The sequence below is a fragment of the Kaistia defluvii genome, from assembly GCF_026343955.1.
Lineage (GTDB): Bacteria > Pseudomonadota > Alphaproteobacteria > Rhizobiales > Kaistiaceae > Kaistia > Kaistia defluvii.
This window is the reverse complement of record NZ_JAPKNI010000004.1, coordinates 310,199-328,720: the sequence shown is the minus strand read 5'-3', so window position 1 is coordinate 328,720 and position 18,522 is coordinate 310,199. Positions and strand designations below refer to the sequence as shown.

Below are 18,522 nucleotides of genomic sequence, written 5' to 3'. Positions count from 1 at the left end.
GGTCTATCGCACCATCGATCGGACGCGCGAGGCGCTGAGGGCACGGATGACTGGAGGGTCTCCCTCCCATCGCGGCTTCGCCCGGCACCTATGTGTTCCAGAAGTGAGGGCGCGATGGCGGACAATTTGCTGAGAAACCATACCTTCGCCGATCTCAAGGTCGGCGATACCGCGAGCCTCACCCGTGTTGCTGGGCGTAACGATATCGATCTGCTGACTGCCATGGCTGGCGGGAGTTGGCCGGCTTCTTGCGATGCGGCGCCAGAAGCGACGACGCTCTTCAACGAGATCGTCGCCAACGGCCTCTGGACCGGAGCGCTCGTTTCGCTCGTCCTCGGCACAAGATTCCCGGGGCCCGGGACGATCTATCTCGGGCAGGACTTCCGCTTCGTGAAACCCGTCGCCGCAGGCGACACGATCACGGCAAGCGTGAAGGTGAGGCAGAAGAACACCGAAACGCGCATGGTCGCGCTGGAAACGACTTGCTTCAATCAAAAAGGTGAGCTTGTTTTGACCGGGACGGCGACAGTTCTTGCACCCGAACAATCCATCGAATGGACCGAGGCTGCTTCCATCTCTGGCTCCACGGCCTCGGCATCTGCGAGCCGGTACGAATCCTTCGTCGCGGAAGCGCGCAGCCTGCCCCCGGTGCGGGCCGCTGTCGTTCACCCCTGTTCTGCCGGCGCGATCCTGGCCGCAGTCGAGGTTCGCCAGCAGGGCCTGTTCGAGCCGCTGCTGGTCGGACCGGTCGCGAAGATCCGTGCTGCTGCTGATGCTGCGAAGGTCGATCTTGGTGATATGGCAATCGAAGATGTTGCCCATAGCCACGCGGCGGCCGCACGCGCGGTGGAGCTTGCTGTCGCTGGTGAGGTCGCGGTTCTTGTCAAGGGCAGCCTGCATACCGATGAACTTCTGGGCGCTGTCATCGCGACCGGTTCCGGGTTGAGAACCGAACGGCGCATCAGCCATGTCTTCGCGCTCGATGTCCCGGCTTACGACAAGCCGCTGATCGTTACCGATGCGGCGATCAACATCCAGCCGACGCTCGATCAGAAACGCGATATCTGCCAGAACGCCATCGATCTTCTCCGGGCGCTTGGCGTCGAGGAGCCGCGCGTTGCCGTGCTCGCAGCCGTCGAGACCGTCAATGCGAAGATGCCGTCGACCTTGGATGCCGCGGCGCTGACGGTAATGGCGGCGCGTGGCCAGATCACCGGCGGGCGCGTCGATGGCCCACTTGCATTCGACAATGCGATCAATATCGAGGCGGCGAGGACAAAAGGGATCGTCTCGCCGGTTGCGGGCGAGGCCGATGTTCTGCTCGTGCCGGACCTGGAGGCGGGCAATATGCTTGCCAAGCAACTGATCTATTTCGCGGGGGCGACGGCGGCCGGGATCGTGCTCGGCGCTCGCGTGCCGATCGTGCTGACCAGCCGCTCGGATCCGCTTTCGGCGCGCATCGCCTCGGCAACGCTCGCAAGGCTCCTCGTCGCTCGCAACCAGGCGCCGCAAACCGGAGCAACGCCATGAGCGAGCAACTGCTTGTCACCTTCAACGCCGGCTCGTCCACGGTCAAGATCGGCCTCTTTACCCGTTCCGAAGGTGCGCTCACACGCATCGGCAAGGGTATGATCGACTTTCGCAAGACGCCGTTGCGCTTCGAGCTTTCCGAGGGGCCGGATCGCTTCGACATCGAACTGGAAGCCGAAGCCGCGGAGGAATTGGACGATGTCTTGAGCGAGGCCTTCGGCCGCCTCTCGTGGCATTACGACATGTCCGGCGTCATGGCGATCGGCCACCGTATCGTGCACGGCGGCGATCTGTTCGATGGTGCCGTCCTGATCGATGATCGGCTGATGGCGCAGATGGAGGCGCTCGTACCGCTTGCACCGCTGCATCAGCCCCAGGCGCTGCGCCTCATCCGTGCGATCACGCGCCTCCGACCGGAGCTCAGGCAGACCGCCTCTTTCGACACTGCCTTCCATCGCACCATGTCCGAGGTCGCGCGACGCTTCGCATTGCCAAGGGCGCTCCACGAGGAAGGCATCAAACGTTATGGCTTTCACGGGCTTTCCTATCGATCGATAGCGGGGGAACTGGCCCGCAACTGGCCGGAGCATGCGGCGGGCAAGGTCGTCGTCGCCCATCTGGGGTCCGGTGCCAGCCTCTGCGCCATGTGCAACGGTGCCAGCCGCGACACCAGCATGGGGTTTTCGACGCTCGACGGTGTGCCGATGGCAACACGCTGCGGAGCGCTCGACGCCGGAGTGGTGCTGCATCTGGCAAGATCCGGTCGCGATCTCAGCGACATCGAGGACCTCCTCTATCACCAGTCGGGTCTACTGGGGGTCTCCGGCATCAGTGCTGACAGCCGCGCGCTTCTGGAAAGTGAAGAGCCGGAAGCGAAGGAAGCGATCGAACTGTTCTGCTTCAGTGTCGCAGGTGAAGTCTCGCGACTTGCCTCGACGCTCGGCGGGCTCGACGCGTTGGTGTTCACGGCCGGTATCGGCGAGCACCAGCCGGCGATCAGGGCCGATATCTGCACCCGCCTGATGTGGCTCGGCATCGATCTCGACCCGGCCGCGAACGCTGAGAACCGGACAGTCATCAGCAGCCCGGCAAGCCGCCTCGCCGTGCTCGTGATCCCAACCGACGAGGAACAGGTGATCGCTGCCGAAGCCTCAAGCGTTCTGGGAGGCTGATTAATGACTGCGACTATCGGTCTGTCCGGAATACGTGGCCTTGTGGTCGGCATCGCCAACGAAGCGTCGATTGCTGCCGGCTGCGCGGCCGAGGGCTTTGCATTGGCCATGGATGTGTCCTGCCATTCCTTCATCCGGATGGCGCGGCTCGCAGCTCCCCGGTTCGGTTGTCTACGCCGATAACGGGTTCCACATCACGGCCTGGCCGGATGGGACAATCTGGTGCCCCGAAAATACTGACGCCGCCTTTAGCGGCGGCAGGCCTGAACGCTGTTGTTCCGAAAGGCGCGATGGTTCCACAGCACTAGACATTGTTTGGTTTCAGTAAATGCGTGAATTCAGTCTTCGACTTGTATTTCTTCTCCTGACAAGCCTGCTTTCAGCCTGTGCCGGGCGTCCGGGCCCGGAACTGCTTGCCCAAACGGCTGAAACCGTCCAGGGGGCGAAGCTGACTACCGTCTATGTCGCAACCACGCGAAAGCGCGACGCGGCCGGTGTCTACACGACCGGGCGCAGCCGTGAGGTCAGCTACATCCGCTACAGGATATCTATCCCGCCGGGTCACAAGGCCGGCAATGTCGAGTGGCCGAAATCGAAGCCGAACCCGAAGACGGACTTCGTCACCGTAGACCAGCAGCTCCTCGACGCGGTGACATTCGAGGCCGAAGTCACGCGCAAACGCGATGACAAACCGCCAAGCGTTGGCGTGTTTGTGCATGGCTACAACACCAATTTCACCGAGGCCGTCTATCGCGTCGCACAAATGGCAGCGGATGCCGGCACTGGCGCCGCTCCGATTCTGTTTGCCTGGCCGTCCGAAGGGGCTCTGAGCGGCTACGTCGCGGATAAGGATGCGGTGACGTTTTCGCGCGACCAGTTGGCGGATCTGCTCACCACGCTTGCAGCCAAGCAGACGCAGGGACCGATCACGCTCGTCGGCCACAGCATGGGAGGATGGCTGACGACGGAAGCGGTGCGCCAGCTTCGGCTTACAGGCAAGGATGCGGTCATCCGCCGACTGCAGGTGGTGCTCGCGGCGCCAGACATCGACGTTGACGTGTTTGAAGCGCAATTGGCGGCGATAGGGCCACTCAACCCGCCCATGACCATCCTTGTGTCCAGGGACGACAGGGCACTGCAGGTGTCGGAACTTCTATCTACCGAACGTCAGCGTCTGGGCAGGATCGACGTGACGGATCCTAAAATCGAGGAGGCAACGCGCAAGGCGAATGTACAGGTGATCGATATATCGGACGTCGAGGCCTCCGATAGCTTCAGACACAATCGTTTTGTCGGTCTCGCCGCGCTTTATCCGAAACTCTCGGCTCGCAATGGCGCTGGCGACCCGCAAAACATCAGGCAAGCCGGAGCTTTCGTGTTCAATTCCGCCGGTGCGGTTCTTTCAAGCCCGTTCATACTGGCTGGCAAGATCGTCGGCGGCAACTGACACGCGTGAACACCCGCAGTTCCAGGAGGAAAAACCCATGACGACCATGAACTTCAGAATGCTCGATTCCACCGATCTGCGACTGTTACGGTCGCGATGGCAGTGGCTGTTGGCCGCAGGCATAGCACTTCTCTTGATTGCGTTTGCCGCCCTGTCCAATCTTCTGCTGGCGACAGTCGTTTCGGTGCTTTTTGTGGGCGTTACGATGCTGCTGGCCGGTGCGGCGCATATCGTCTTCGCCGTTCAGATGAAGCGTCGGAGCCATTTGCTCGGGTTGATCGCAATCGGCGCGTTGTATGTGTCGGCGGGCCTTGTCACATTTTGGAATCCGGTATTGGCATCCAGCGTCCTCACGCTGCTCATGGCGCTCAGCCTGCTGGTCGCAGGCATTGTCAGATTTGCCGCAGGTCTGGCGGTCCGACCTGTTTCGGGTTGGAGCTGGCTGGTTGCGGCAGGCGCCACCACCGTGCTCGTTTCAATGGTCATTCTGATCGGCTGGCCCGTCAACAGCCTCTGGATCATCGGCGCCCTGCTGGCGATCGATCTGCTGATCACCGGTTGCGGCCTGAGTGCATTGGCGCTTGCACTGCGGCGACCGCCGACTTCAAGCGAGATCATCGATAAACGACACGGAGCCTGAGGTCGTCATGAAACAAGTAAAGCCGTTCACTGTGGAGGTGCGGAAGAAGCGCCGGGTGCAGAAACCTCAGACGAATTGTGAGTGGCCTGCTCCGAGCACAGTCGCAGAGCCTCAACCGACAAAGGAGATTGAGGCGCCAGAAGGCATCAGGCCCGAGGAGACCTCATCCGGTCACCTGTCGCGATCGCGCAGGGATTGAATGCAGGCTGGAACTGAGCCCAGGGACATATCTCCATCAGTCTTATCATCAACTGTTGACTAATGATAACCGATCGTTAGGTTGGTCAAGCAGGCGGGCACGGGGAGATGGAATGAATACGCCAAAAGATATCGTCGTTTATATCGACACAGCGGAAACTTCTGTCTGTCGGGTCTATATCGATTATGCTGTTTCACTTGCACGTGTATGGGATGCACACGTCGTTGTTGCTTTTGTGCCGGAAGATTTGATCGCAACTCCCTCGCATGGCTTCGCCCGAGGGGCTGCGATCAACAGCATGATAACCGCTTTCGAGAAGCGCCGACACGACGCCGAAGAGCAGCTTCGGAAGCTCTTTTCGGAGATTGCCTCCGCCAGCGGTGTGAACTGCGAACTGCGGATATGTTCTCATGAAACGGGCGAAGCGCTCATGTTGCACGCCCGGCATGCCTCTCTGGCCATCGTCGGAACGGGGCGAGATCCGGCCCGTGCGGAGACAGCCCTTACGGTTTCTGAGGACATCATTTTTGCCTCCGGTCGACCCTCGATCCTTTTGCCTGCCACCTGGCCAAGTGACAGCGCCATCCCCGAAACGATCGTGATCGGATGGAATGCCAGCCGGGAAGCGGCCCGCGCCATAGCTGATTCAATGGCATTCCTCGCTACTGCTCGCGCCGTCCACGTTGTTGTTGTTCCCGAGCCCAAGGTCGCGCGGCTTCTGGGGGAAGACCCCGGAAGCGATATTTCTCTCCATCTGGCGCGCCACGGGATCAAGGTCACGCTTGATCGCCTGGAAGGCGACAATGCCGGTGATCTTATACTATCCCGGGCAGAAGAGCTTGGTGCCGATATGATGGTCATGGGCGCCTACGGGCAGTCCCGGATCACCGAATTCGTTTTCGGTAGCGCAACTCGTACCATTCTGGCCAACCCGACAGTCCCGATCTTTCTCTCGCGATAAAGACTTATCGCTGGGCAGGGCAGGTGGCCCGGGAAGCTACGGAAAAAGTGATGACAACACAGGAGAACAAAGCATGTCCGATCTGATAGTCGTCGGTTTCGATACGGTTGATGAAGCCGACAAGGTGCTTCTCAAACTCGCCGCCCTGAGAAAAGAGTATCTGGTCGATCTGGAGGATGCCGTCGTCGTCGTTCGTGACGGCGAAGGCAAGGTTCATCTCAAGCAGAGCCTTAATCTGACAACCCTTGGGGCGGCGTCAGGCCTGCTGTCGGGCACGTTGTGGGGCGGTCTGGTGGGGCTTTTGTTCCTCAATCCGCTTGCCGGCATCGCCATCGGTGGCCTGACGGGGGCTGGTGTTGGCGCCTTGTCCGGCTCGCTCGCTGACTATGGCATCGACGACACGTTCATCAAATCTCTTGGCGAAACGATCCCGAACAACTCCTCGGCATTGTTCGTGCTTGTCCGAAAGGTGCAGCCGGAAAAGGTGCTGGCGGAGTTCGAGGGGTTGCGCGGTCGTGTACTCAAGACGTCGCTTTCGCCGGAACAGGAAGAGAAATTGCGAGCCGCACTTTCGCAAACGGTTACAGGCTCCTGACGGATATTGAACGGCCCTGTCGTGAACGATCAACCGAGCCCGCGCCGCTCGGTTGATCGCAGATAAAGGTACCTGCAGCGATACGACCTATAGCGCATATCACAGTTACCCAGATCGCTTTGCAAATTGATCATAATCAATGGCACTGCCGTCGACCTCCATAATCTTATCGGAGGCCGTCAATGTTTCGGGCGAAACCGGGTTGAGTTGAACATAATCGGAGGGGCGTCAGTATTGCAGGTGAGGGTAAAAGGCGGCATCGATCTTCGGTGGGAAGGCAAACCGGCAGAGACGATCGACGAAGAAGTTGCGGTTCGCTCGGCTGCGCTTCTTGGCGATGACTATCCTGACCTGCGCCCCATCTTCGACGTCGCGGAAGGGCAATGCGTGCTAGCGGGGCAGCGGCTTTTTACGGACCGTCGACGCCCCGACCTTAGCTACACTGCCCCCCTTTCCGGAACGGTCCGGGCAATCTCACATGGCCGGCGCAGAAGCCTCGATTCGATCGTCATCGATATTGATGGGGATGATGGCATCCGATTCGACCGGCCCGCGCAGCCGGATCGAGAAGCAATGCAGTCGCTTCTGATGACGAGCGGTTGCTGGCAGTCCTTTCGCACTCGCCCGTTCGGGCGGATCGCCGATCCCGCAAAAATCCCCGACGCGATCTTCCTCACCGCCATGGACACGGCGCCGCTGGCGGGCGATCCGGCGCCGGTCATAAAACGCTTCGAAACATGGTTCCGTTTGGGTGCCGCGGCGCTGTGCCACCTCACCGACGGCCCGGTTTACATCTGTCATGGCAATGATGCGTCGCTACCTGTGGTGGACGGCACCAAATCGGTCGCCTTCTCCGGCAGGCATCCGGCAGGACTTGCAGGAACGCATATCCATCACATTCACCCTGTCGATGCCACCCGGATGGTCTGGCATATCGGCTATCAGGATGTGATCGCGATCGGCTGTCTTCTGGATACGGGCCGGATCTGGACGCAGCGCGTCGTCGCGCTGACGGGCCCGGGAACCCGCACGCCGCGTCTGGCTCTTGTGCCTCCAGGAGCCAATCTGCGCGATCTGTTCGAGGGCACGCTCGTGAGCCCCGCAGTCCAGTTGTTGTCAGGCTCCCCACTCTGCGGCATGGTCGAGCACTTCCTGCGGCGCTATGACGTGCAGGCCACTGCCATGCCGCACGGACATCCAGCCCGCCGCTCCTTCGTCGCCCGTTACCTTACCTCATCCGGTGAGCGGTTTCCTGCGCCGCTTATCCCCAACGCCGTCCATGAGCGGGCCGCACCCTGCGGGATCCTGCCTGCGCCGTTTCTGCGCGCTATCAGCACCGGCGATGTGGAAGCGGCCGCGAAACTCGGGGCGCTGGAGATCGTCGAGGAAGACCTCGCCCTGCTCGGCCATGTCGACGGTTCCGGCACGGATTACGGAGCCTTGCTGAGGGCGACGCTCGATGAGCTGGAGAAGGCGATATGACCGCTTTTCTGCAGGATTTGCGCGCCGGGCGCTTCGCACATATCCCATTGGCCAGCGCGGTTATGCCCGCGCTTCTGGGCCTGATTGCGCCGGTTGCGCTCATACTTTCCTTCGCCGGTTCAGCCTTCGCCATACGGCTATTGCTGGCTCTCGTCGTGACGGTCGGCTGGCAGTTTGTTTTCGCCCGCGTGCGAGGCATCGGGATCGGGCTCGACGGCATAATCACCGCCACCCTGATCGCGCTCCTCGTTCCTGTCGACGCGCCGCTTTGGCAACTGGCTCTGGGGATCAGCTTCGGCGTGGTGATCGCCGAACAGGTGTTTGGCGGACGCGGACGCAATTTCGTGCATCCGGCAGTCGCGGCACTGGCTTTCCTGATGTTCTCCTTCACCGATTTCGATTATCGGACTGGTCCCGACATTCCTGTCGCCGCCCTGGCGCCGGCAGCGCTTCTCCTGCTCCTCAGCGGGCAGGCGTCATGGCGTCTGCTGCTTGCCATTGTCGGTGCAATGGTCTTGTCCAGCTGGATGCAGGGTCAGGACGTCGCGTCTCTCCTGCTCTCGGGCGCCATCGGCTGCGCTATCCTTTTCCTGGCGGCAGATCCGGTCTGCTCCGCCGCCACCAATCCCGGCCGCTGGGCACAGGGGATCTTGACCGGCCTGCTCATCGGCCTTTTCTCGCAGGCCGGCTCGGCTTTCGGAGCCGCGATCTTCGCCATCCTGATGAGCAGCATCTTTGCGCCGTTGATCGACTTCCTGGTCGTGACCGTCCATGTGAAACGGAGGGCGAGGCGATATGGCTGATACCCCTCCCGGCAGCCGTCGATCAGGTCTCTGGCGCGGCTTTCTGGACCGGCCGAACACCGATCGCGTCAAGACGATCGGCATGTCGCTGCTGGTGGCCATCGGCTGCGGCGTGACCGTCTCGGTCGCGACTGTCACCCTGCGTCCGATCCAGCAGGCCAATATCGCCGCCCAGCAACAGGGCCGCATGGTCGCAATGCTGGAGAACCTGCCCGGGATCGGCGAGATATTAAAGGAATCCGGCGCGAGCGGCGTCGAAACACTCGTCATCGACCTCGCCAGCGGAACGGTCGCCGCCGATATCGACCCGGCGAGCTTCGATCAGCGCGCCGCGGCGGCGGATACTGAAAGAAGCACGACCGTACCACGCGCGGACGACCTCGCGGGTCTCGGCCGCCGTGAGAATCACGCGCTCGTCTACCTTCTGCGCCGCGGCGACGATCTCGCGCTCGTCGTGCTTCCGGTTCGCGGCGCGGGATATCAGTCGACCATCCGCGCCTATCTGGCGCTGGAAGCCGATCTCGACACGGTCGCCGCCTTCACTGTCTACGAACAGGGAGAAACGCCGGGCCTCGGCGCTCGTATCGCCGAGGATGGCTGGCAGGCGCAATGGGCGGGCAAGCGCATCTTCGACGATGGCGATTTCGCTATTTCCGTGGTGCGCGGAAATGCCAGCGGCCCCTACGAGGTCGACGGCATCTCCGGGGCCAGCGTCACCGGCTATGCGATCTCCGACATGCTCGAATTCTGGATGAGCGAGCACGGCTTTGGACCTTTCCTCGACAAATTGAAGAAAGGAGAAATCCGGTGACGATCGCCTTCCGCAACCTGACCGACCCTCTCGTCGACAAGAACCCTGTCACCGTGCACATTCTCGGCATCTGCTCGGCGCTCGCGGTCACGACATCGATGTCGACCGCTCTCACCATGTCGATCGCCCTGACCGTCGTGCTCGGCCTTTCGGCCGGCATCATCAGCGCGATCCGCCGCCATATCCCGTCCTCCGTCCGCATCATCCTGCAGATCACCATCATCGCCTCCCTGGTCATCGTCGCCGACCAGTTTCTGCAGGCCTTTGCCTATGAGATGAGCCAGCGGCTGACGGTGTTCGTGTCGCTGATCGCGACCAACTGTATCGTGCTCGGCCGCACCGAAGCCTATGCGCTGCACAATCCAGTGTTACCCAGCATGGTGGACGGCGTCGGCAACGGGCTGGGCTACAGCCTCGTCCTGCTGACGGTCGCGGCGATCCGCGAACTGTTCGGCTCGGGCAGCCTGTTCGGCATCGGCGTGCTGCCGCTGGTCGCCGACGGCGGCTGGTATCAGCCGCTGCGCCTGATGCTGCTCGCACCGAGCGCCTTCATCATTCTGGGGCTTCTCGTCTGGGCCGTTCGCAGCCTGCGACCGGCCCAGACGGAAGCGCCCGAGTTCGAGCTGCGCGAGCAGGAAAGGGCGGCGGAGACATGATCGAACTGTTCCAGCGCTCCATTTTCGAAGAGAATCTGGCGCTGTCCTTCTTCCTCGGCATGTGCACCTTCCTCGCCGTCTCCAAGCGCGTGGAAACGGCATTCGGCGTGGGCGTGGCGCTGATCGTGGTGCAGTCGATCAGCGTCCCCTTGAACTATCTGCTGCATGCCCATGTTCTCAGCGCAGGTGCACTCGGCTGGGCCGGCCTGCCGGATGTCGATCTCGGCTTCATGCGGCTCATCACCTTCATCGGCATCGTCGCGGCGATGGTGCAGATCATCGAAATGCTGCTCGATCGCTACGTGCCCGCTCTTTATAGCGCGCTTGGCATCTACCTACCGCTTCTCGCCATCAACTGCGCCATCATCGGCGGCAGCCTGTTCATGGTCGAGCGGCAATATGACCTTGCCGAAAGCACGGTCTACGGCGTCGGCACAGGCATCGGCTGGGCGCTTGCGATCGTCACGCTGGCGGCGGTCCGCGAGCGATTGCGCTACGCCAACGTTCCCGAAGGCTTGCAGGGCCTCGGCATCGCCTTCATCGTCACGGGCCTTCTGTCGATGGCGTTCTCCGCTTTCGTGGGAGTGCGCGTGCTATGACGGAGATCCTGCTCGGCATCGGCTTCATTTCCGTGCTGCTCGTCGTACTTGCAGCTCTTGTCCATACGGTCCGGGACTATCTGCTGCCGTCACGGCCTGTCGCGGTCACCGTCAATGGTAAGCGCGAGATCGCGGCTTTGGCTAACTTCAAACTGCTCGACATCCTTAACGCCAACGGCGTCGCCGTACCCTCGGGTTGCGCGGGCGCCGGAACTTGCGGCTTGTGCCGGGTGAGCGGGGTTTCGGGAACAGGCGACCCGCTGCCGACGGAGCGCGCTCGACTTTCGCCTGCCGACGTTCGGGCGGGAACGCGCCTCGCCTGCCAGATCGTCGTGCGAAACGATGTCGCTGTCACCGTGCCGGACGAGGTCCTCGGCATCACCACGATGCAATGCCGCGTGGCGTCATCGCGCAGCGTCACACCGCTGATCAAGGAAATCGTGCTCGCCCTGCCGGAGGGTGCGCAATTCGACTTTCGCGCGGGCAATTTCGTTCAGGTCACGGCACCTGCCTACCGCCTCGACTTTTCCGACATCGCGCTGGAGCCGCAGCACGCCGCCGAATGGAAGAAGCTCGGCATAGACAAGCTCTCGTCACAGAGCTCCCAGTCGGTCTCTCGCGCCTATTCTGTCGCCAGCCGGCCCCGTGATGCTGGCCTGATCGTTCTCAACATCCGTCTGGCCACGCCGCCGCCTGCCAAACCGCAGGCGTCTCCCGGCATCGTTTCGTCGTGGCTGTTCGGGCTGCGCGAAGGCGACGCCGTCGAAGTTGCCGGTCCTTACGGTCACTTCGGGGCTCAGGACAGCGAGCGCGAAATGGTCTTCATCGGCGGCGGCGTCGGTATGGCCCCCTTACGTGCCATCATAACGGACATGCTTGAACGGCAGGGAAGCCGGCGCAAGATCAGCTTCTGGTATGGCGCGCGCAGCCGGGGTGAACTGTTCTACGCCGAAGAATTCGATGAGCTTGCGCGACGCTACCAGAATTTCCGCTGGGTGCCGGCTCTATCGGAGCCTGCCCGTAACGACGCCTGGGAAGGCGAGACGGGCTTCGTCCACGACGTCGTCTTCAAGGCCTATCTCAAGGATCACTCGGCGCCGGAGGACTGCGAATATTACCTGTGCGGACCGCCACTGATGATCGAAGCCGTCTACGCGATGCTCGATGAATGCGGCGTCGAACGCGAAAGCATCTTCAATGACGATTTCGGGATCTAGGAGCATGAAGACTCGGCGCGACATTTTGCTTGGACTGGGTGGCCTGGCTGGACTGATGTCCATGGCGTCATTCGCGTGGGCCGATGCTGGCGATTTGGTGCGCATCTCCGGTCGCGCCTTCGGCACGAGCTGGCAGGTCACCGTACCCGCTGACGCCGATGCCGGTGGGCTTGGTGCGGACCTGCGAAAAATACTGGCGGGGATCGATCAGTCGATGAGCCCGTTTCGCGCCGATTCTGAGCTTTCTCAATTCAACCATCGCTCGAGCACTGCACCGTTCGCAGTCTCCGTTCCATTTAGAACCGTCGCTGGCAAAGCCCTGGAGATCGCGCGGTTGACCGATGGCGCGTTCGATCCGGGCGTCGGGCCAGATGTCCATCGTTACGGTTTCGGGCCGATCGCATCGGGGCAATCCGGTCCTCATATCGCTTTTGCCCTCGGCGCCGAAGGCCTATCCAAGGCGGAGCCGGAACTGTCGCTCGATCTGTGCGGCATTGCCAAGGGCTACGCCGTGGACCGGCTTGCAGAACACCTGGCTGCGCAGGGCGTGCTTGGTTTCCTGATCGAGGTGGGAGGTGAAGTCTCTGCCCGCGGCCGGAGACCTGACGGCGCTCCCTGGCGCGTGGGCATTGCAGATCCGCTACGCACGGGCATCCATACGGCACTTCCCTTGACAGACATGGCGATGGCCACCTCGGGTGACGCCATCAACGCCTATGAGATTGCCGGCCGCCGCTACAGTCATACGATCGACCCCGCCACCCGCGAGCCGGTTCACAACAGCGTTGCCTCGGTTTCCGTCCTGGCCCCGACGGCGCTGGAGGCCGATGCATTTGCGACAGCGCTTCTGGTGATGGGGTCCGAACGCGGCCTTGCCTTCGCCACCGCCAATCGTCTGCCCGTGCTTTATCTGCTGCGAAACCCGGACGGCCTCGAAGTCAGAGCCAACAGGCTCTTCGTCGATCACGGGAGGGCATGAGACATGCAGACGGTTATCGCCGCCATTCTTCTGACCGGGGTCGCCATGCTGGCGCTGTCCGCCGGCCTTCTTGCCGGCCGCGCGCCACTGAAAGGATCGTGCGGTGGCGCGGCCTGCGGCGGCAAGTGCCAAGCGTGCGAAAGACCCGGAGGAGCGAAACGATGAAGCTCGACACGGTTGCCGATCATATGCGCACCGACCTGATCACGCTGACTCCGGACATGGAAATCGTGCGCGCCGTCTCCGTCCTGATGCAGAACGAAGTGTCGGGCGCATGCGTGATCGACGACGCGGGCGATCTCGTCGGCGTCCTGTCGAAGCGCGATTGCCTGAAGGCCGCGCTCAACGCCTCCTATTACAAACAATGGGGCGGCAGCGTCGCCGACTATATGAGTACCGAGCTCGAAACGCTCGATGCGCGCATCGATATCGTCGAAGCCTGCGAGCGTTTCGTTGCAAGCTCGTTCAGACGGTTCCCCGTTGTTCGCCATGGCCGCCTTGTTGGCCAGATCAGCCGTACCGACGTCCTCAATGCCCTTTCGCGGCAATGGACATGAGCTGACACTCTTCACAAAAAGGAAAGGACAGATCATGACACAACAGCTTTCGAGAAGGCTTTTTCTCGCCGGAACCAGTGCCGCCGCATCCGCTGGCATCGTCGGTGCGGCCAACGCACAGACGCCCGCAGGCGGTGCCGCCAGTGTCTCGGTGCAGGAGGCTCTTAAGCAGCGCCGCTCGACAAAGCGCTTCGGGCGTGCCGACGTTCCCCGCGAAACAGTGCTGGAAGTCTTGTGGGCAGCCAATGGCGTGAACCGCCCGGACGAAGGCAAGACCACAGCACCCGCCTGGCACGGCTCGAAGGACGTCGACATCTATGTCGCCCTCGAGGATGGCGTCAGCCTCTACAATTCTGCTGCCAATACACTCGAAAAAGTGTCCGATGCGGATATCCGTGCGGATGTCAGTCCGACGGCTTTCGTGCGCCGCGCGCCCGTGGTGCTGATCTACGTGTCGGACGGCCAGAAACTGGCGACCGCTGCCGGCGATATTGCTACGTCCGCGCCGGAGGAGCTGGCCATCGCCGCACGCGTCAATTCGGCCATCATGGCGCAGAATGTCTATCTCTTCTGCGCAGCCGAGGGGCTGGGCACCTGCCTTCTGGGCACAGTGGACCGCGAAGCCGTCAAAACGGCGCTGAAGTTCCCGGATCATCTCACCGTGACATACATCCAGCCTGTGGGTGCGATCGGCTGATCCGGGAGGTGGTCGCAGACCGGCGCGGGCAAAGCCGGTCATCGGTGATTGCGCCAAGGCATAAGCCATGACGGCCGCAATTATCTGGTCTGCGCTTGGCCTGCTGGCTCTCGTCGGCGGAGCCGAAATGCTGGTGCGCGGCGGTTCGACTCTCGCGCGCCAGCTTGGCATTTCGCCGCTGATCATCGGACTGACAGTCGTCGCGATCGGAACAAGCACCCCGGAGCTTGCCGTCGGCATTGACGCTGCGCTATCCGGAGAGGGAGGACTGGTGGTCGGCAATATCGCCGGCACGAACACCTTCAACCTGCTGTTTATCCTTGGCCTGTGCGCGCTCCTCAAGCCCGTGGTTCTGGAGCCCGCCTCGCTCCGGCTTGAGCTTCCTGCAATGGTGGTTGCCACCCTGGCGTTCTGGGCTTTTGCTGCAGACGGCTCCCTGTCGCGGGCCGAGGGCATCATGTTTCTGCTTGGCGGGGTCGGCTACACGATCCTGGTCGTCCACAGCGCACGAAAGAGAAGCTCGCCAGCCGAGAAAGAGTTGCCAGCCTTGCCTCGCCGGATGCGGGACGCTCAGCGCACGGGATGGATCCATGCTGCCGCTATGCTTGTCGGGATCGCAATCATCGTGGCTGGTGCCGACTGGCTTGTCTGGGGATCGACTGACCTTGCCCTAAGACTGGAGGTCTCCGAGGCTCTGATCGGCCTCACCATCGTGGCTATCGGCACGTCGAGCCCCGAACTCGTGACAACGATCGTCTCGACGATGCGCAACGAACGCGACATCGCCGTCGGCAACCTTCTCGGGAGCGGCGTCTACAACATCGCCGTCATTCTGGGACTGACCATGTTGGTTCCAGGCGATCCAATCGGTGTGGAAGATACGCTGATCCGCATCGATATCCCCGTCATGGTTGCGGCTACGCTGCTTTGTGTTCCGGCCTTTCTCAGCGGCAAGAGGATTTCAAGGGCAGAAGGCGCAGTCTTCATCTGCTGCTATGTTGGATATTTCGCTTACCTTATTCTCGCTCGGGTTGATTTTGATGAGGCTGTATACGAATTTTGAGCGTAATCGACGCGTTTTGAGACGTATTGAATTGACCTTCGAAAACTGCGGATAAGGCAGCAACTACGCGTTGCGCGGGCAGAAATTACAGGTTATGCGCCTGCTTCGAAGAGCAAGTTGTGATGTTTGCCCGTCCCCGCAACCAGCCTACAAAGAACCCGCCCTAACCGGCGGGTTCTTTCGTTTTGGAGGGTTGAGTTGGCTGTAGCCCTGTTGTTGCATCAGTCGCCCGGGCAGATCAGCTTCACCTTGATCGTCTCCGTGCCGCTCGCGGACAGGCCGCCCTTGGCCAGGACCTTCGCGAAATCCATGCTTTTGACGTCGCGGGACATCGTTGCTTCCGTCCGCACTTCCTGGTCCGCGAAATAGGAGCCGCCGCTTAGTTCGCCCTGCGGCCGCATCGACATGCCGTGGCCGCCGCGGCATTGGACCTTTACATCGCCCGGCGCGCTGGTCGTCTTGCCCTTCAGCGCCATGGTCAGGCCGTCCGTCTCCAGGGTGAGGTTGACCTCGGTATTGAGCTGGCCGGAGGACGTGCAGGTCATGCCGGCCAGGCGCATCTTGCCGATCCGGCCGACCTGCACGCCCTTGCCGTCTAGCGTCCATTGATCGGAGCCGGGCGAGCTCTTGCCTTTCAGCTCGATCGGGCCGGTCTGGTAGAGATAGGTGACGTCGAACTGCGGCCCCTGGATCCGGGGCTCCAGCCGCGCTTCCACCGTCATTTCGCCCTCGTCGAGCACCTTCTTGAGCAGCGTGCGCAGGGCGGCGACCTGCTCGGTGTAGCGCACGACCTCCTCGGCGGCCATCTTGCTCGGCAGGCGCTTCCAGTATTCGCTGGCGCCCGCCGCCCGGCATTCGGCCCCGTGCGCGTTTTCATGCGCGAGGTTGATATCCGCCAGTTCCTTGCACTGGGAGCCCGATTTCAGCGCTTCGAGATCCGAGGCCGACTGTTCGCAGGTTCCAAACGGCATCTTGACGTTGCTCGGGCCGGTGTAGCCCTTGACCTGCGGGTGGGGGAGGGTGAACCCGGCCAGGATCCGCGTGCGTTCCCGGATCGAGCGATCGTAGATGTTGACGTCGGAATCGGGATGGGTCGGCGTCTTCTTGGCCTCGATCAGAGGCGCTTCGATTGTCTCGAGCTGGTCGCGGATCTTCTGCTGGATCTTGAGCAGGGCTTCCGCGTTCCTGAGCTCCTGCTGGATGCTCTCGAGATGGCGGCAGGAACAGGCCGCGCCATCGGCGAACGCCGCCGGGACCGGAACGATCGCGGCGAGAAGGGATGACATGGCGATCAGACGCTTCAGCATGAACGCTTTCCTGTTGCTGGTGACAGCCATGCCTAGGGATGCGGATCGGCACGATCAAAGCCGATCGATTGCAATTTGAGGGCTATTCGCCGGCGCTGGCGCGAGCCGGGTCATAGACGTAGCCATGCCGGCGGGCGATTTCCTTGCGCGCCTGCAGGAAGATGCGGCCGATCTCGAACAGCCGCTGCGTCGGCATCAGCAGCAGGCGGCGGCGATCCTTGGGGTCGGGCGTGCGCACCAGCGTGCCGGAAGCGACCATGTCGTCGATGTGCCGGGTAATCGTGACGTCGCTGGTGAAGGCTTCGAAGTAGGTTGCCACCTGCTTGACGGTCAGGATCTCGCCCTGCAGCCATTTATGGCCGATCAGGGTGAAGATCATGTCGGCTTCGAAGATGCTCCGCCACGGATGCTTCAGAAAGCCCTGCTGGATCATCTGCCGGCGGAATTCGGCCCGGTATTCGAGCCACGAGACGTCCGAGGCCAGCAGGGCCCGCTGCTCCGGATCGAGCGCCACCTCGGCATGATCTTCGATCTCAAGGACGTCGTTGGAGATGTCGCGGCGCGCGACCTCGCTCTTGTTCATGGGGTTGGATTCCGACCGCGGGACAGGACCACTCTGTGTTTCAACCATAAGGCATTGCCACGCCCCGGCGCACCTCGCTGCGACCGAGGTCACACCCTGCCGCCTTCGGCGATCGAGGTGGGAAATTAGCCGAAGAATTGTAGCTAATTGGCCCTTCGATGCCGCGATCGGGTTCGCTATTGCTCGACGAGGCCAGCCCCTTTCGAGGCGGGCCAATACGGCGCGACGCTATCGGCGCCCGACCTCCCGGGGCAATCGGGAGCCAGACATAACCAGGTTTTTTCCTTCGGACGCACCTGCATCCGTCGCCGGCGGACTTTGTCCGCGGCCGACCGGGGCAAGGGCATGCAACTGATCAAAGCGAGACTACGATGAGCCTTGAAATATCGAATGAATCCGGCCCGGAGAGCCCGGCTGCGTCGGCAACGGCTTGGCTGGATACTGCGGCCGCCATCCTCCGCAGGCCCTGGGCAGGCTATGTCGCCCGTGCGCTGCTCACCTTCATGTTCTGGGCGAGCGGCCTCGCGAAGCTCCTGGACATGGATGCCGGCCTTGCCGAAATGCGGCATTTCGGTCTTGAACCGGCAATGCTGTTCTACGTGGCAACCGTGGCGGTGCAACTCGGCGGCTCGCTGCTGGTCATCCTCGACCGCTGGACATGGCTTGGCGCCGGAGCCCTGGCGGTCTTCACCCTCCTGACGATTCCGATCGCCCACGATTTCTGGGCGATGGAAGAGCCCCTGAAGACGCTGGAGTTCCATGTTGCCATGGAGCACATCACCGTGGTCGGGGGCCTGCTGGTCGCAGTCTACGCATCGGCGACTCGGAAAGGGGCGGCGGCATGAGCGCGCCATGGCTTCTCACCGCCGGTCTTTGCCTGTTCGCGGCCGGCTGCACCAGCGATGCGCGGATGAATGCCGTTCGCGCCGATCTGACCACCCGGCAGGCCGCTGCCGAGGCTGCCGCCAGCCGCCCCGGCGGCACGGCGGAGGATCGGGAACGCGCCCGGGGCTATGCCTCCGCGCGATCCTGCGTCGATCAGATCCAGGCCCATGGAAGGGCGGTTCAGGCGACGCACATGGCGACCACGGCCGCGATGGCGGCGGTCAGCTTCGCCGGGCCGGGCGGCGCCCTGGCGGCTCGCGCCATGGGGCCGGTGAGCGGCGCGGCAATGGCGAGCCAGGCGCCCTTCAGCGTCGCCTGTTACTAGCCACCGGCCTCCTG

At 62.3% G+C, this 18,522-nt stretch carries 21 protein-coding genes; 19 read left to right on the top strand and 2 right to left on the bottom strand.

Features of this window, described 5'->3' with window-relative positions; all coding sequences use genetic code 11:
- Positions 1-114 precede the first annotated feature (114 nt).
- The 17 genes from OSH10_RS12535 (at position 115) to OSH10_RS12455 (ending at position 15,408) form a co-directional block, all read left to right on the top strand.
- Positions 115-1,530 (top strand): bifunctional enoyl-CoA hydratase/phosphate acetyltransferase, encoded by a 1,416-nt coding sequence (locus tag OSH10_RS12535; protein ID WP_112585275.1) that lies wholly within the window; start codon positions 115-117, stop codon positions 1,528-1,530.
- Entirely contained in the window at positions 1,527-2,702 is a 1,176-nt protein-coding gene (locus OSH10_RS12530; RefSeq protein ID WP_077548378.1) for an acetate/propionate family kinase, read from the top strand. The genes OSH10_RS12535 and OSH10_RS12530 overlap by 4 nt, the downstream gene beginning before the upstream one ends.
- A gap of 3 nt (positions 2,703-2,705) precedes the next feature.
- Positions 2,706-2,885: a hypothetical protein gene (locus OSH10_RS12525; RefSeq protein WP_077548379.1), complete on the top strand. Its 180-nt coding sequence runs from the start codon at positions 2,706-2,708 to the stop codon at positions 2,883-2,885.
- Between the two features lie 145 nt (positions 2,886-3,030).
- On the top strand, positions 3,031-4,149 hold the full coding sequence (locus tag OSH10_RS12520; protein WP_113731581.1) for an alpha/beta hydrolase: 1,119 nt from the start codon (positions 3,031-3,033) through the stop codon (positions 4,147-4,149).
- Positions 4,150-4,186: 37 nt separating this feature from the next.
- On the top strand, positions 4,187-4,789 hold the full coding sequence (locus OSH10_RS12515) for an HdeD family acid-resistance protein (protein WP_113731582.1): 603 nt from the start codon (positions 4,187-4,189) through the stop codon (positions 4,787-4,789).
- A gap of 311 nt (positions 4,790-5,100) precedes the next feature.
- On the top strand, positions 5,101-5,949 hold the full coding sequence (locus OSH10_RS12510; RefSeq protein ID WP_266332097.1) for a universal stress protein: 849 nt from the start codon (positions 5,101-5,103) through the stop codon (positions 5,947-5,949).
- A gap of 73 nt (positions 5,950-6,022) precedes the next feature.
- Positions 6,023-6,544, top strand: a complete 522-nt coding sequence (locus OSH10_RS12505; RefSeq protein WP_077548383.1) for a DUF1269 domain-containing protein — start codon at positions 6,023-6,025, stop codon at positions 6,542-6,544.
- A gap of 240 nt (positions 6,545-6,784) precedes the next feature.
- Positions 6,785-8,026: a hypothetical protein gene (locus tag OSH10_RS12500; RefSeq protein WP_235906887.1), complete on the top strand. Its 1,242-nt coding sequence runs from the start codon at positions 6,785-6,787 to the stop codon at positions 8,024-8,026.
- Positions 8,023-8,829 (top strand): RnfABCDGE type electron transport complex subunit D, encoded by an 807-nt coding sequence (locus OSH10_RS12495; RefSeq protein ID WP_112585283.1) that lies wholly within the window; start codon positions 8,023-8,025, stop codon positions 8,827-8,829. The genes OSH10_RS12500 and OSH10_RS12495 overlap by 4 nt, the downstream gene beginning before the upstream one ends.
- Positions 8,822-9,640: an NADH:ubiquinone reductase (Na(+)-transporting) subunit C gene (nqrC, locus tag OSH10_RS12490; RefSeq protein ID WP_112585285.1), complete on the top strand. Its 819-nt coding sequence runs from the start codon at positions 8,822-8,824 to the stop codon at positions 9,638-9,640. Before OSH10_RS12495 ends, nqrC begins: the two co-directional genes overlap by 8 nt.
- Positions 9,637-10,296 carry an NADH:ubiquinone reductase (Na(+)-transporting) subunit D gene (locus tag OSH10_RS12485; protein ID WP_112585287.1) on the top strand — a complete coding sequence of 220 codons (660 nt, stop codon included), beginning with the start codon at positions 9,637-9,639 and terminating at the stop codon, positions 10,294-10,296. Before nqrC ends, OSH10_RS12485 begins: the two co-directional genes overlap by 4 nt.
- Positions 10,293-10,895: an NADH:ubiquinone reductase (Na(+)-transporting) subunit E gene (nqrE, locus tag OSH10_RS12480; protein ID WP_112585289.1), complete on the top strand. Its 603-nt coding sequence runs from the start codon at positions 10,293-10,295 to the stop codon at positions 10,893-10,895. The genes OSH10_RS12485 and nqrE overlap by 4 nt, the downstream gene beginning before the upstream one ends.
- Complete coding sequence (nqrF, locus tag OSH10_RS12475; RefSeq protein ID WP_112585291.1) at positions 10,892-12,112, top strand: NADH:ubiquinone reductase (Na(+)-transporting) subunit F; 1,221 nt, start codon at positions 10,892-10,894, stop codon at positions 12,110-12,112. Before nqrE ends, nqrF begins: the two co-directional genes overlap by 4 nt.
- 4 nt (positions 12,113-12,116) lie before the next feature.
- Positions 12,117-13,091 carry an FAD:protein FMN transferase gene (locus OSH10_RS12470; protein WP_193603370.1) on the top strand — a complete coding sequence of 325 codons (975 nt, stop codon included), beginning with the start codon at positions 12,117-12,119 and terminating at the stop codon, positions 13,089-13,091.
- Between the two features lie 161 nt (positions 13,092-13,252).
- Positions 13,253-13,648 (top strand): CBS domain-containing protein, encoded by a 396-nt coding sequence (locus OSH10_RS12465; RefSeq protein ID WP_113731586.1) that lies wholly within the window; start codon positions 13,253-13,255, stop codon positions 13,646-13,648.
- 34 nt (positions 13,649-13,682) lie between these two features.
- On the top strand, positions 13,683-14,345 hold the full coding sequence (locus OSH10_RS12460; protein ID WP_266332092.1) for a nitroreductase family protein: 663 nt from the start codon (positions 13,683-13,685) through the stop codon (positions 14,343-14,345).
- Positions 14,346-14,412: 67 nt separating this feature from the next.
- Positions 14,413-15,408 carry a calcium/sodium antiporter gene (locus OSH10_RS12455; RefSeq protein WP_266332091.1) on the top strand — a complete coding sequence of 332 codons (996 nt, stop codon included), beginning with the start codon at positions 14,413-14,415 and terminating at the stop codon, positions 15,406-15,408.
- Positions 15,409-15,629: 221 nt separating this feature from the next.
- Here the strand turns inward: OSH10_RS12455 and OSH10_RS12450 are convergent, their stop codons facing one another.
- On the bottom strand, positions 15,630-16,715 hold the full coding sequence (locus OSH10_RS12450; RefSeq protein WP_266332090.1) for a hypothetical protein: 1,086 nt from the start codon (positions 16,713-16,715) through the stop codon (positions 15,630-15,632).
- Positions 16,716-16,797: 82 nt separating this feature from the next.
- Positions 16,798-17,298: a helix-turn-helix domain-containing protein gene (locus tag OSH10_RS12445; RefSeq protein ID WP_266332089.1), complete on the bottom strand. Its 501-nt coding sequence runs from the start codon at positions 17,296-17,298 to the stop codon at positions 16,798-16,800.
- A 371-nt stretch (positions 17,299-17,669) separates the two neighbouring features.
- On the opposite strand from OSH10_RS12445, the gene OSH10_RS12440 reads away from it, so the two are divergent.
- Both OSH10_RS12440 and OSH10_RS12435 read left to right on the top strand, forming a co-directional pair.
- Positions 17,670-18,143 (top strand): DoxX family protein, encoded by a 474-nt coding sequence (locus tag OSH10_RS12440; RefSeq protein WP_266332088.1) that lies wholly within the window; start codon positions 17,670-17,672, stop codon positions 18,141-18,143.
- Positions 18,140-18,508 (top strand): hypothetical protein, encoded by a 369-nt coding sequence (locus tag OSH10_RS12435; protein ID WP_266332086.1) that lies wholly within the window; start codon positions 18,140-18,142, stop codon positions 18,506-18,508. Before OSH10_RS12440 ends, OSH10_RS12435 begins: the two co-directional genes overlap by 4 nt.
- Positions 18,509-18,522: the final 14 nt, after the last annotated feature.